Origin of the sequence: Aliikangiella coralliicola, assembly GCF_007004725.1 — a bacterium.
Taxonomy (GTDB): Bacteria; Pseudomonadota; Gammaproteobacteria; order Enterobacterales; family Kangiellaceae; genus Aliikangiella; species Aliikangiella coralliicola.
In genome coordinates, this window is record NZ_ML660171.1 from 221,052 (window position 1) to 235,929 (window position 14,878).

Annotated in this window: 12 protein-coding genes; all 12 read left to right on the plus strand. The window is 39.9% G+C overall.

Annotated elements, in window-relative coordinates:
• Positions 1-544: 544 nt before the first annotated feature.
• Positions 545-1,744, plus strand: a complete 1,200-nt coding sequence (locus FLL46_RS24500; protein ID WP_142934685.1) for an MFS transporter — start codon at positions 545-547, stop codon at positions 1,742-1,744.
• 286 nt (positions 1,745-2,030) lie between these two features.
• Positions 2,031-3,407, plus strand: coding sequence for an NAD-binding protein (locus FLL46_RS24505; RefSeq protein WP_142934687.1), 1,377 nt, complete (start codon positions 2,031-2,033; stop codon positions 3,405-3,407).
• Positions 3,408-3,419: 12 nt separating this feature from the next.
• Positions 3,420-4,682, plus strand: coding sequence for a DegT/DnrJ/EryC1/StrS family aminotransferase (locus FLL46_RS24510; protein ID WP_142934689.1), 1,263 nt, complete (start codon positions 3,420-3,422; stop codon positions 4,680-4,682).
• A gap of 219 nt (positions 4,683-4,901) precedes the next feature.
• The gene (locus FLL46_RS24515) at positions 4,902-6,167 is read left to right on the plus strand and encodes an MFS transporter (RefSeq protein ID WP_142934691.1); all 1,266 of its coding nucleotides are present in this window, start codon (positions 4,902-4,904) and stop codon (positions 6,165-6,167) included.
• Between the two features lie 102 nt (positions 6,168-6,269).
• Positions 6,270-8,078: a M61 family metallopeptidase gene (locus FLL46_RS24520; protein ID WP_142934693.1), complete on the plus strand. Its 1,809-nt coding sequence runs from the start codon at positions 6,270-6,272 to the stop codon at positions 8,076-8,078.
• Positions 8,079-8,130: 52 nt separating this feature from the next.
• Positions 8,131-8,940, plus strand: coding sequence for an exodeoxyribonuclease III (gene xthA / locus FLL46_RS24525; RefSeq protein WP_142934694.1), 810 nt, complete (start codon positions 8,131-8,133; stop codon positions 8,938-8,940).
• 64 nt (positions 8,941-9,004) lie between these two features.
• Positions 9,005-10,153 carry a methionine aminotransferase gene (locus tag FLL46_RS24530; RefSeq protein ID WP_142934696.1) on the plus strand — a complete coding sequence of 383 codons (1,149 nt, stop codon included), beginning with the start codon at positions 9,005-9,007 and terminating at the stop codon, positions 10,151-10,153.
• Positions 10,141-10,923 (plus strand): amidohydrolase, encoded by a 783-nt coding sequence (locus FLL46_RS24535; RefSeq protein WP_142934698.1) that lies wholly within the window; start codon positions 10,141-10,143, stop codon positions 10,921-10,923. Before FLL46_RS24530 ends, FLL46_RS24535 begins: the two co-directional genes overlap by 13 nt.
• Positions 10,924-11,278: 355 nt before the next feature.
• On the plus strand, positions 11,279-12,073 hold the full coding sequence (locus FLL46_RS24540) for an RNA polymerase sigma factor (RefSeq protein WP_142934699.1): 795 nt from the start codon (positions 11,279-11,281) through the stop codon (positions 12,071-12,073).
• A gap of 8 nt (positions 12,074-12,081) precedes the next feature.
• A complete protein-coding gene (locus FLL46_RS24545) occupies positions 12,082-12,750 on the plus strand; it encodes a hypothetical protein (protein WP_142934701.1) in 669 nt (222 codons plus the stop codon).
• Between the two features lie 53 nt (positions 12,751-12,803).
• Positions 12,804-14,408 carry a peroxidase family protein gene (locus FLL46_RS24550; RefSeq protein ID WP_142934703.1) on the plus strand — a complete coding sequence of 535 codons (1,605 nt, stop codon included), beginning with the start codon at positions 12,804-12,806 and terminating at the stop codon, positions 14,406-14,408.
• 45 nt (positions 14,409-14,453) lie between these two features.
• A complete protein-coding gene (locus tag FLL46_RS24555; protein WP_142934705.1) occupies positions 14,454-14,861 on the plus strand; it encodes a hypothetical protein in 408 nt (135 codons plus the stop codon).
• Positions 14,862-14,878: the final 17 nt, after the last annotated feature.

The window sequence follows — 14,878 nt, forward strand, 5'->3', positions numbered from 1 at the left end:
GTTGTATTTTCTTAAAGGTGAATGAGGAATTCACGCTGAAATTTTTCAGAGTTTTAAATTAATTCACCTGACTTGTTGGCAAAAACGGTTTTCATCGAATAGACAAAGCCGGCTTTTAATTGACGAAGCCATCTAATTGCCGCTTTAAGTTCTCTGACAAAAATCAAATCTAAATCAATTTTTCAATCGAAAAGCAAATTCAAACGAAACGAATATTTATCTTGTTTTGAGATTGTAGGATTCACGTTTTTTAAAAAATTTTATCAACGCTATTGTGAAAATTTTGTGATAGAACAAATTCATATAAAGTTCATACAAAAGTTCTTGTTAAAAAAAATTTAGATCGATAGACTAAAGCCACTTCTAGCCGCCGCGTTAATTTTTTCGAGCGCTGCAACTGGTAAACTTTCATTTTAGCCGAGTGACTGAAATGAAATTGAATACAACTCTCACGCCTGCTTCCACTGAGGAATGACGACAACGGAAGTTGGAATCAAATCGAAACCATAGAAATTGTAAAGTATCACATTAAGAGGATTTTGTTTTGTTTAAAAAAATAAGGATGTTTGAATATAAGGACTCAATGACAGCGCTGTTTTTTAATAAGCAGGTCCTGGCTATCTTTCTGTTTGCGAGTGCATGTGCGGCAGTCAATCCATACAAAAATATTTTCGGCGTCAAAGTCATCGGGTTACCAGAGTTGTATTATGGTATCGTTATGCTGTTATCTGGCATTGTGATCACTTTTTTTAGTATCTACTTTGGCATTAAGTCAGATAAAGAAGGTAGTTTTGTTAAATATATACTCGCTTGCTGTGTTTGTGGGCTAGTTGGGAATATTGCGCTTTATATTTGGCCAAATCAGCTCATTTATTTTATTTCAAACTGTTTGCTGTTGCCTGTATTTTCCGTGCTCAACTCCTTGATATTTGGTTATGCCGCAGCGAAGAAACAGCAATCTGAAAACCATGAAATACACAACGAAAATGCGGCTTTACGTTCTACTTATTCACTTGGCTATGTACTAACTTTAGGCGTGATAGGCTCTATCGCTTTAGTTAAAGATGATCTGGTTTTAGTGTGGCTTTTTGCGGGAATATTCGCGGGGTTGATTTTTTTACTATTCTCAAATGAAAAGCTAGTCTGCCCTCGGCAAAAGTCTTCTTTAGCATCAGAATCTATTCTTAAAGTTTTTACCAAAAAGAACTTAATGAAGCTGGTTAGTGTATCGTTAGTGACTAACATGCTTTTCACCTTAGATGCGACTGTTCCGCTGATAATAGTAGGGCAGGCTGGTGGTGAGTATTCTAGCATTGGAATATTTGAAGCGGGAATCGCTGTTTTTGAAGTATTTTTTATTTTTTATTGGTCAAAACAAGCAACCAGTAGAAAAGCGTCAAACGTTATCATCGTAGGTGCGTTGCTGTTCGCGCTGTCCAACGTATTATTATCAATGACTCAAAATATGATCCATGTGTATTTGTTGGTACCGTTAGTAGCGCTCGGGGCTTCCTGCCTCATTAGTATTCCCATTGGATATTTACAGTCATTAGCGACAGGACGCGCGGGCGTGGGAAGTTCTCTTCTTTCAATTTCATTTTTTATTTCTTCGTCAGTTTCATCTCTGGTTTATTTTTCTGGAACCTACTTTTTCGAAACCAAAGGTGCGATCTGGTTTTCATCGGCGGTAGGTGTTATTGGCCTGGCAGCATTGTATTTATTTAATAGAGAACGAGTCAGCTAATAAAGAACAGTTCAGTTCATAAAAAACATATCAGCTTGTAAAAAAGCAAGTCAGTTAATAGAAAGTCGAACCACTATCTGAAAACAAAATCGTTAACGGAAAGTATAAAAGCGATCAGAAAAAATATTAGACAATAAATAGCAATAGAATTCGGACAATCACAAAAATAGCACGTTTGATCAATTACAGTCAGTTTCACTCAATTTGAGGTTCGTAGGAATATTGGAATCGCGAATCCAAAATTATTTTTCTGTACTTGAAGACTACTTGAATAAAAGGAGCGTATATGAGTAAGTTGTGTGTTGTGGGTGGGGGGCTTTCAGGGCTGGAGTTTGCGCTCCATGCTGCAATTAAAGGAAAGCGAGTCCACATTTATGAGGCAGGCCCAAGCTTAAGGAAAAAACATGTCAATTTTGATACTCGAAAGTTAGCGGGAGACGAGAAAAAAAGACACTGGACATCGGATGAAAACTGGGGGCTCGGCGGCGGTATTAGCGAACGATTGGGCGGCCGTTCCCTTTGTTACCACGGCGTTATGATTCCGATTGAAGATGAGGCTCTTTCTTCTTGGCCGGTTGCGTGGAGAAGAATTCTAACTGGAGAAAAGGGGTTATATCGCCAGGTGTCTAATTTACTATCGCAAAGCTATCCTGAAATGTCCCGCAAACAAAAAGAAGGAACTCAACTTTCCCACACGCCACAGGCGGCTAAGTTGACCGATGATGGTAAGTTTTTTGCCTACAGCCCTCTCTACTCTCTTGAGTCATTTTTAAATGATGGTGTTATAACGATTGAGAGAGCAAACATTGCTAAAATTAGTCAGTCGACCGATGGGTTTTACTTAACGGATAACCAGGGAAAAACGGTTAATCGGTCGGGGTTTTCCAAGTGTGTACTGGCGACTTCTGCCATTGTCAATAACGCGATTATCGCTAACTCGATAGAGAAAAGTTTTAGCTCAAAGATTACTGATCATTATTGTTTAGGAATTTTTGTGAAAGTTGACGGTGGTAAGCCCGTTGGAGAGTTTCGGCACCAAATGATTTGGACCGGCTATAGCGAGCATCACGATCTCAGCTCAAATATATTTGTGCTGGAAAGACCGCGCGCGGAGGATGGTGATCGTATTTTAGAATTTATGGCGGTTATGGAACAGAGTCCACTTCACTCTGATTTAAGTCAACTTAACTGTCACTACAGCGGTGGAAAAGCGAGTTTAAAAATTGATTCTCATCACTCGAAATCCGATATCGACATTTTTAATAAAATCGCGAAGAGATTAGTTGCATTCGCTTCTGAAGTATTAGGCGTAGAACTAAAACCACTTACCGGTAGTGTCGAAGTTGAAAGTTCTGGAAAGTTTTTCAAATCTTCGGGAAAAGATATTCGATGGGATGAATACAACCATTCACTCGATACGCTAAATACAACTGAGCAAAGCAATGTTTATTCGCGCTTTTCACTTCCTTATGGCTCATTTGAACATGAAAGTTGTTGTCACGCTATTGGGAGTGAAGGGCCGAGCGCACTAACAGAAGAACTTGAACTAACGACTATGCCTGGGGTTTACGCGATTGGGCCTGGTGCTTTTCCTCGATTAGGAATTGCCAATCCAGCTTTAACCATTTGCGCCGTCTCTCGCTGGCTAGCATCAAATATTTAATTAGGGATTAAAATGAACAATACATTAGCTATTCATGGTGGTACACCGATTAACAAAACAGCTTTTCCGGCATGGCCGAGTTTTGACAAGACTATCGTTGAAGATATTGCTGAAATTATCGAAACTGGAAAAGTAAACTATTGGACCGGCGATAAGGGAAAGCAGTTTGAATCGAGTTTACAATCCTATTTAGGAGAAGGTTATGCTATAAGTACAACCAACGGAACCTCGGCACTGCATACGGCAATTTCGTCTCTTGGAATTGGCCCGGGTGATGAGGTGATTTGTCAGCCTTATACTTTTATCGCCACCGCATTTTCGATTATGCAAGCGGGCGCTTTGCCGGTTTTTGCAGACGTTGATCTGTCACACACTTTGGATCCCGAATCGGTTTTAGAGAATATTAATGAACGAACAAAGGCAATTTTAGTTGTTCATACTTTTGGTGTTGCAACCGATATGGAGGCAATAATGCAGATTGCCAGGAAACATAATCTGTTAGTGATAGAAGATTGTGCTCAGGCGCTCGGTTCGAAGTTCGGTAACCAACATTTAGGCACAATTGGCGATGCGGGTTGTTATAGTTTTTGTCAAAGTAAACATATTACGACCGGCGGAGAAGGGGGCGCAATTTTTGTTTCATCTGAGGAGCTTGCCTGGAAATGTCGCTCCTTTAGAGATCATGGATTTGATGTGGCTAAGCGGATTGAATTACTAGAGCTTGAACAAAAATTGCCCTATATCCATCCGAGACTTGGTTTCAACTACCGAATGACCGAGGTTCAATCTGCCATTGGCATAAAGGAGATGGCCAGGTTTGAAGATTGGAACTTGGCACAAAGAAAGAAAAATGGAAAATACCTCTCGGCTCAATTAGGGGAACACCCGTTAGTGCTTCATCCGCCAGTTGATGATGACATCAGAGTCAACTCTTTCTGGTGGGCGCCTTTCGTTTTAGATATGCAATTAATCAGCTGTGACATAAAAACATTTGCTGAATCGATTGCAGCCGAAGGGGTACCATCGTTTCATGTGCCCTGGCCAGAAATATATTATGAAGAGGCATTTACAAAAACTCAGGGCGCAGGGCTTAAGAACTATCCTTTCAATGATCCGGCTCACAGACACATTGATTATAGCCAGTTCGATTGTAAAACTGCCAGATTCCTTGGTGAGAGCACATTGGTTTTTCCTGCCCATCCCGTTTATTGTGAAAGTCACATGGAATTGATGTTCGCGGCGTTTAACAAGGCTTATGAATATTACAAAAAATAAGCCGTTAGTTGTTTAACTCTGATTAGTCTATTTACCACCTCGTAATCTGTTCAGACTTGTCTATCAATAAGACTGGTCTGAACTATGGCTGCGTTTTACTGGAAAAAACAACAAGATGATAGCTGCTAAGCACTATTTCTAGCCCCTAAGCAAATATGGGTTGAATTCTAATAAGATTAATCTAGTATAGGCTGCTCACTTCTTAGCGAATAATCATTAATGTCTGTACCTACTTTAGCGGCCCGAATTCGGACCGAAATGGCTACCTGGACCAGCTTAGCTTTTGCCCTGGCGTTATTGGAAGGGGGCGTTGTCGGTGTCCTCATAAAAAATGGGTTTAATGGGTTGGTTTCTGACTGGTTACTTAACTTGTCTGTTGCGATTGCGACCGGTGCACCATTTTATTCCAACCTGGTTAGTTTTATCTGGGTAAAAATTAGCCACGGAAGAGACAAAGCCAAAGTTGTGTCTGACCTGGCCGTGATTTGTTGCTTATGCACTTTTGGGATCAGTTTCATTTCATTTAGCGCAGTTGGGTTGTGTTTTTTATTAGTATTGTTAATCGTTGCGAGGACCTGCTGGTCAGGAATAATGACGATCCGCTCTCCAATCTGGCGTGCCAATTATCCCCGTTATATTCGTGGCAAAGTCACCGCAAAATTAGCAACCTTCGCCTCACTACTGATGTCGATAGCCGCTATTTTCGCCGGCTGGGTTCTTGATTGGAATTTCCAGGCGTTCCAATGGTTATATATCGGCTTTGCCATACTATCCCTGGCTGGAGCTTATCGATATCGCTTCTTGTCAGTGAGACATCAACAAAAGTCGATTTCAATGGAGCAAACAGCGACGCAAAAAATCTCTTTCGCCAAGATATTTTCGGTGCTGAAAAATAACAAACCCTTCGCCAGGTATATGTTGTCGATGTTTGTTCTGGGCAGTGGAAACTTGATGTTTATGGCACCGCTAATCGTGTACCTCAATGAATATACTGAACTAAGTAAAAGTAGTCAGATACTTATCACAACGGCCATTCCGTTAGCCCTGATTCCGGTGGCTGTCGGCTGGTGGGCAAGATTGCTCGATGGTAACCACATCTTCCACTACCGCTCCATCCATAGCTGGGGGTTTGTATTGGCGCTTGTTGCTTTTGTTGTCGCCCAGTTGTCAGGAATAGACTGGTTGTTTTTTATTGGTGCCTGTTGTTATGGTATCGCTATTTCCGGCGGCGTCATAGGATGGAATTTAGGCCATAATGACTTTGTTGGCAATGCCAGTCCGATGGAATATATGGCCGTTCATGTGACTTTGACAGGGGTTCGTGGGCTAATTATGCCTTTGATTGGTATTAGTTTTTATCAATGGCTAGAGTCTCTACATTCCGGTTATGGCAAGTATGCGCTATTATTACCCTTAAGTATTACCACCACAGGCGGACTCTTGTTTGTGTGGTTTAATCGTCAGTTTCAGCTAAAAACCAACTAGGATCTGGCAGATCTTAGTTAACCTGAGTTCTTATCCCAAATTCAGGTTTTTAGACATTGGATCGAATACCAACTTATCAAAGCAATTGAGAAGAGTAATTGAATGATTCACTATACCGTCAGTTTCGAAAACGCTAATGCCCATTTATTTGATGTAAAACTGAATATCAATTTTACGCTCCATAAGGGACAGCAATTTTATTTGCCCAACTGGATTCCGGGCAGCTATATGATCAGAGATTTTGCTCGAAACCTGATTACAGTTAAAGGGAATACGAAGGGCTTCCCGGTATCACTGGAAAAAGTAGATAAATCAACCTGGCAGTTACTGGAAGATGTGGAATGCCTGGAAATTAATTACCAGGTTTACGCCTGGGATTTATCGGTTCGTTCTGCCCATCTAGATAACCAACACGGATTTTTTAACGGCACCAGTTTGTTTTTAGGTATTAAAGGGTACGAAGCAGAGAAACATACGGTCATTCTGAACGCCTCAGACCATGCTGTTGAAAATAACTGGCAGGTGGCAACTGCGATGATGGCTAAACAAATTAATCAACAGGGATTTGGTAAATATACCAGCGAAAACTATGACGAATTAATCGATCATCCCTTTGAAATCGGAGATTTAACTTCTGTGGAATTCGAAGTTTTTGGTGTGCCCCATAAGATGGTTTTCACTGAAGCGCCTGCCCGAGTTGACTTACAAAGAATTGCGAAAGATATCAAACAAATTTGTGAAACTGAAATCACTTTTTTTGGCGATGAAAAGCCACCTTTTGAAAATTATGTGTTTATGACATTTGTGCAGAAAAAAGGTTTTGGCGGTTTAGAGCATATGGCATCCACGGCCCTGCACTGTAGTTTCGAAGATTTACCACTCATTGGAGATTCGCCGGAAGTCATAGACGCAAATTATCGCACTTTTCTGTCACTTTGTTGCCATGAGTATTTTCATAGTTGGAATGTTAAGCGGATAAAGCCCGCGCGATTTATTCCAATGGATATGTCGCAAGAAGTTCACACAGAACTCCTGTGGTTTTTTGAAGGGGTCACTTCTTATTATGACGAATTGCTACTGGCTCGATCAAAAGTCATTGAACCTTCATCTTATCTTGACATGTTGGCACAAACACTCACTAAAACATTGCGCAGTCGAGGACGGTTAAAACAAACCGTCACTGAATCCAGTTTTGATACCTGGACCCGGTTTTATAAGCAAGATGAAAATGCCGTTAACGCGATTGTCAGTTATTATACGAAAGGGGCAATGGTGGCCTTAGGACTAGATTTTGAAATACGCCGACTTTCGGAAGGAAAAAAGTCCCTCGATGATTTAATGCGTCTGGTATGGAATCAACATGGTAAGTCAGGTAAAGGTGTTGGTGAAACGCAAATCCAACTGTTAGCGAAAGAATTGGTCGGGCAGTCGTTAAACGATTTTTTCGCTGACGCGCTTTATTCAACTAAAGATCTCGATTTAAAATCCTACTTTGAATCGGTAGATATTGAGTTTCAAGTTATTCCCCAGTATTTACATAATGAAAAAGGTGGTTTTGCGGCCAAAGCCAAAGACCGAAAATCAGTAGCCTTTTTGGGCATCACCCACAAGGCTGATGCACTTGGTGCGAAAGTTCATTCGGTCACGGAAAACTCCTGTGCTGCCGTCGCTGGATTATCCAATGATGATATTATTATTGCTGTCGATAACATCAGAATCGCTTCAAGTGAACTCGATCAAGTGATTGCAAGAGTGCCGATTGGAACAGAGGTTTTGATTAGTTACTTTAGAAGAGAGCGGCTTTACCATACACAAGTTAAACTCACCGAAGGTGAAGCAAATACTTGTTATTTAAGTTTTAAAAATGAAAAAGCGAGTGATGCATTTTTACAATGGGCGGTTGGACACTGAGTCGAACAAGCGCTTTTGAATAATAACCGGCATAAAAATAAGAGAAGAAATAATGAAAATTATCAGTTTTAATATCAATAGCCTTAGAGCAAGACCACACCAGATAGAAGCAATTGTTGATGCTCATTCTCCAGATGTCATTGCGCTTCAGGAAACCAAAGTCGATGATCCTGATTTCCCACACGAGATTGTTGAATCAATTGGATATCATGCTGTTTTTCACGGGCAAAAAGGACACTATGGCGTGGCGACGTTAAGTAAAGAGGCACCGGTTTCTTTTGAAAAAGGTTATCCTGGTGATGAGGCTCACGCTCAACGCCGTGCGATAATCACTGAGCACAAAGGCAAAAAAGAAAATGTATTTGTGTTTAACGGATATTTTCCGCAGGGCGAAAATCGAGATCACCCAACTAAATTTCCAGCTAAACAAAAATTTTATCAAGATTTGAATAAATACCTGACCAAAAGCAAGCTTAATAAAAACTGGGCTGTTGTTGGTGACATGAACATATCGTTTAAAGATCAAGATATTGGTATTGGCGCACCGAATGCCAAACGTTGGTTAAAGACTGGCAAGTGTAGCTTTTTACCGGAAGAACGTGAGTGGTTGCAAGCGTTAGTTGATAAAGGCTTTGGCGATACATTCCGCAAACACTACCCAGAAGTCGAAGATCGCTTCAGTTGGTTTGATTATCGTAGTAAAGGATTTGCTGACGATCCTAAAAGAGGGCTGCGTATTGATTTAATTCTGGCGACGATGGGACTCTACGATAAATGCACCGATGCGGGAATTGACTATGATATTCGTGGCATGGAGAAGCCAAGCGATCATGCGCCTATTTGGGCTGAGTTTGATATCTAAAATTCACACAATGGCGGTTTAACCTTTTTCGAAATCGATTTAAAACTGAAATGGATTAATACAATTGAATAATTTTCAGAGCAAATTACCTCACGTCGGCACGACTATTTTCACGGAAATGTCTGTGCTGGCAAATCAACACAACGCGATCAACTTGTCGCAGGGGTTTCCCGAGTTTGACACGCCAGACTTCTTAAAGTCTGCGATAAATCAAGCAATAACCGACGGGAAAAATCAATATGCTCATTCAACAGGAATGCCAGAGCTATTGGAGGAAGTTGGATTATTAATCAAACGACAGTATGAGTTTGAATTAGATCCGCAAAAAACTGTGACGATTACTTCGGGCGCAACCGAAGCACTTTGGGTCGCTATCCAGACGATTATTCGTCAAGGTGATGAAGTGATTGTTTTTGACCCGGCGTATGATTCCTATGAACCCTCGGTAGAGTTGGCGGGCGGCAAGTGTGTGCATATTCCATTGCATGCACCTGATTATCGGGTTGATTGGGAACAGGTTAAATCGGTAATCAATTCGAATACCAGGGCGATTATTATTAATAGTCCTCATAACCCAACGGGCAGCTTGTTACGTGAAAATGATATGCAAATCTTGCAGCAATTAGTGCTCGATAATGAACTGTTTTTAATTAGTGATGAGGTGTACGAGTTTATTACTTTTGACGGCGAGAGACACGAAAGCGTATTAAGATATCCAGATTTATTTGAGCGAGCTTTTGTGGTGTCCAGTTTTGGTAAAACATTTCATTGTACTGGCTGGAAGTTGGGGTATTGTACTGCACCAGAGGCATTATCAGCTGAATTTCGAAAGATTCATCAGTATGTGACTTTTTGCAGTTTTACGCCGGCTCAAATCGGTATCGCGAGTATGCTTCAAAACCACACTGAACATGTTAGTGAGTTGTCGAGTTTTTATCAGCAAAAGCGAGATTTTTTGATTAATTCCTTAGCCGATTCCAGGTTTAAGCTTTTAGATTCAAAAGGGACTTACTTTCTTCTGGTTGATTATAGTGATATTTCAGACTTGAATGACCGAGAATTTTGCCATTGGCTCACTAAAGAAATAGGAGTTGCTGCAATTCCTCTTAGCCCCTTTTATCAAAATCCTGAACAGGATAAAGTGATTCGGCTTTGTTTTGCGAAAAGCGAGAAAACTTTACTGGAGGCAGCTGAGAAATTATGTCAACTTTGAAGGTAGCTGCGGTTCAGTATGATATTGACTGGCTGGATAAGGAATCCAATATTCAAAAACTGGATTCCCTATTAAAGAATTTGCCATCGGTTGATTTATTATTGCTACCGGAAACTTTCTCCACCGGGTTTTCAATCGACGTTCAAGGCTGTGAAGAGCCTTCGGGTGGCGGACAAGTTCTCGAATGGATGAAGGCGAAAGCATCCGAGTTGGGTGTAGTGATTGCTGGCTCTGTGTTAGTGAAAGTGGACGACAAAAAAGCGAATCGTTTCTATTGGGTCACACCTGAAGGTGAGGTTGACTATTACGACAAACGCCACCTGTTTCGATTAGGTAATGAGCAAGATTATGTTGTTCAGGGAGAACAGAGGAAAATTCTGGAAGTTAATGGGATCAGAATTTTGCCGCTAGTTTGTTATGATTTGCGGTTTCCGGTTTGGTCTCGAAATCAGAATGATTATGAGTTAATGGTCAATGTTGCCAACTGGCCGGCGGTGAGAAGGAATGTCTGGGATACTTTGTTAAAAGCTAGGGCAATGGAAAATCAGACCTATGTGATTGGCGTTAATCGTGTGGGAGAAGATGGTAAAGGAACACCACATTCAGGTGGAACGGCTATTTATGATTTTTGTGGCGAGACCATTGAATCGGCAAGCGATGATAATGAGCAAGTCATTATTGCTGAGTTAGATTTTTCAAAGCAAAAAGCATTTAGAGATAAGTTTCCTGCTTATCTGGATGCTGATGAATTTGTTATAAAGATGGGTTAAGCCATTTGCTTGAATGGCGATAGTTGTCAAAAAAAAACTCTATAAGAGATATTTCTTGATCAATCCAATTCGTATTTAATTAGATAATCAAGTTCAAATATTGGCGTCATCATTCGGCATGGCGTTAATATTCAGAACAATTGACCAATTAATATTGAGTTACATCAATTTTTCAAAAAAACACCCTAGAATCATCGACATAGTAGAAAATCTCTACTAGTCTTAATTATCAATGCCTTATCTGTTTATGCAGTTTGGAATGAGTTGTAGTTAAGCGGAAATAATAAAGGGCATGATAATCCTGCTTCAGCTTTCAGGATAAAAGAATAAAAATCACTGAAGGACACATCTAAAGATGGATACTAGTTTCAAAACAAATGATTTGTCGGAAAACCTAGTTACTCAAATTGCCAATGGGGTAAAAGCCGCAGAACAAAAGCTCGTCGATCAATATTGGCGCGGGCTCTACTTTATTCTCAATCGCAGAACTAACGATCCCGATCTTTCCGCCGACCTTGCGCAAGACACTTTTATCGTGGTGATAGAAAGTGCAAGAAAGGGCAAAATCGAAAACCCCGATGCTTTGTCTGGGTATATCAGGCAAGTCGGGGTTAATTTAATGATTGCTCACTACAGAAAAGAAAAACGGAGGGCAACTCAAACTGAGTCTGACATTCAGGTTTACGCACCTGATGATAGTCCGTCGCTTTATCGCTGTATTCACTCAGAGAAAATGTTGGAAAAGGTGCAGCAGCTAGTGGACGAAATGACGGTCGAAAGGGATCGCCTGTTGCTAAAGTCTTATTATCTGGAAGAAAAAGATAAAAAAGATATCTGTAGCGAATTAGACCTTACGCCCCAGCATTTTGATCGTGTGTTGTTTCGAGCAAGGACGCGATTAAAACAGTTGATTTTAATGAATATAAGTACTGGCAGTTCCAATCCTTCATCTCAGGAAATCCTAAGTATTGTGTTTGTCTTTATTGTTGTCTCGTCAGGCACTTATGAAGCACATTATGATAATTCTAAAAACTTTCAAACTCTGCTGAGAGATATTGGCGGAGCGCAGCACTTAATGGGTAAGAATGTAAACGGATTCACATTTAACTCAGATAGAAGTCAACATCGAAAACCGATGTTAGTTGAGTGAGAAAAGAAATGGATAAAACATATATCGACGAAAATGACATAGTAGCTAAATATTTACGCGGGCAATTGACGCCTGAGGAAACAATCGACTTCGAAACATACTTGATAGATAAGCCCGAGTTGGTTGAGTTGGTGGAGATGGATAGTGTTTTGTATAAAGCGCTACCAGAAGTTAAAACTAAAAATAAAAAAAACCACATAGGTCGTGAGACTCGTTGGTTTGGTGTTTTTAGCCCCTTTTCTGGTTTAGCTGCAGTGTTGATTGTTTTTGTTGGGTTTCAATTATTTTTCTTTGATGTATTCGATTCAAATCGAGTAAGAAATATGGAGATATCTATCGGAGATATAGAATTTCCTGAATCTTCATACGAGTCTACTAGAGGAGTAAGTGATTCAGGAATTATTACTTCTATCCCAATCTCTAATGACAAGAAATTTATTGCTCTAGCAGTTGAGACTGGTAGCTTTGAAATATCGAAATTTGATGTTGTAATTAGAGAGCGAGCGGAAATGAAAATTATTAAGAAGCGTTCTTCTGTGTCTCTGGGAAGAACAGGATATTTTTCAGTAATAATTCCAACTGTTCTCGTTGAGAATGCTGATTACGTTTTGGAAGTATATGAAGCTAACAGCTCGACGATTTTAGAAAGCTATACTTTTAGGTTTGAACGAGAATAATTGTAATCACTACTTAAACTTTGTTGATACCAAGAAAAACAGCAGGGGGTATCATGAATAATCATGGTGACAAAATAAGCGGTAGTTTTTTTTCTATTTTTGAGCTGCCTGAAACTAGGTATAAGAAAGACATTCTTGAAGAGCTAGGCCAGGCGATGACAAATACAGTTGTACATGGAACTAGCAGATTATTTTCAGGGTATGCGTATTTCGGACAATTTATTGATCACGATATTACTCGGTTGAAATCCGGTAAAGAGCCTCCAGGTGAACGACCGAAAGAGCTTGATTCGTTAAAGCAGTTAAGGACTCCCGCATTGGACTTAGAGAGTCTTTATGGTAAAGGCTTTGACGACCCAGATATACCTGTTGATAAAACTAACGGAAAAATGTTTCTAGGTAAAACTGTTAACAAAGATGGAAGTAGCAGAAAGGACATTTTGAGGGAAGACGACTTGCCAAGAAATCTAAAGACAGGAAAAGCCCTGATAGGAGATGATAGAAATGACGAGAATTTAATTATTGCTCAGTTGCATGTTCAATTTTTACGTTTGCACAATCTGTTTGTTGACAAGCTTAAAACTTCTAATAGCTCAATTCATGACGTTAAAGATAAAAAGCTTAGCACTATTGTTAAAGAGGTCGGTTGTAAAAGCCCTCGCCAACTATATTGTGAAGCACGACGACAGGTAATATTGCATTATCAGTATTCTGTTTTATACGATTTTCTTCATAAGATTATTGATCCTCATGTATGGAACTATTTTTTTCAAGAAGATCTTGAACTTATGGGGGAAAAAAAGAAACGTAAAGACTCTCATATTTCTATGGCTATAGGTAAAAGGTTTTTATTAGATTCATTTTGTTTTGAAGAGCCTAGGATGCCAATTGAATTTTCGGCTGCTACCTTTAGATTTGGGCACTCAATGATAAGAGGTGAGTATAGGATCAATGATCAGGTATCTCTAACTATTGCGGGACTATTTCGAATGACTGGTAATGGCGGCTTTTTAGGTATTCGAACTCTTCCGGAAACACATGTCATAGACTGGAGATACTTTTTTGACTTAGCTGGTAGTGGGAATGATAGAACTAGGTTTAGAGAAAATTTTGCGCGGCGTATTGATACGGATGTTCAACTTCTGCTTGGACCAATTAATAATTCTAGCAACAACGTCGCCGTACGGAATCTATTGAGAGGAAATGAACTCAAACTGCCAAATGGCAGGGCTGTTGCAAACCACATTCTCTCAAAGTTGAGAAAAAAGCAAGGTGAGGAAGAGCAACGTTTATACGAATACATAAATGATAGTCTTTCAAAAATTGATTTTGAGCCGAGTTTACCTGAATTAAAAGAGTGCGCGCCGGAGAAACGCCGACGGCTATATAAATGTCTTAAGGAAATAGGTAACAAGCCTCCTCTATGGTACTTTGTACTCTGTGAGGCTGCCTCGATTCATAAAGGTGAGCGTTTGGGACCATTTGCTAGTTTAATCATCGCGGAAACTTTTTGTACTTTAATCAATCAAAGCGAACCATCAATTTATCACAGTGATTGGTACTTGTTCGATGTTATTGGTAAGCCCAGAAATGTAAAGCGAAATACTACTAATGCGATAACTGAGTTACTTAAATATGCTAAGTCATACAATGGTTAGTTTAATATGAAAAACTATTGATGGCTTTGATAAGGAGACGATGAAATGTCAGATCAGAAAGTTTTGGACACTTTTTTAGGTTGCTGGCAAGTGTTTGATGTAAAAAATCCAGATCACCCTGTTAGAAAAGAGTGGTATCCAAACCCAGATGTAATGTTCGAAGTAAATCAAATTGAGGATAAACTCGCAGTTAAAATTAGTGTGCTGCCAACTGGGGGAACCTATGATGGCGAAAGGTATCTAGAAGAAGTCGAGTTTATTTTGGAAGGCAATGAAATAATTGCTCCAAGGAAAGAGGTTGGTAATGAACTAGAGTTTCAAGAAAAGGCTAGTATGGATGATGAAGGTTATATGGTTCACTGGTTAGATTGGTTCTCAAATATTAATGGAGAGATAACTAAAATTTCTACCGGGTCATACAAATGTAAACAGATCAGCTGTAATGATAAATAGTGGGGTACTCCCTCGCC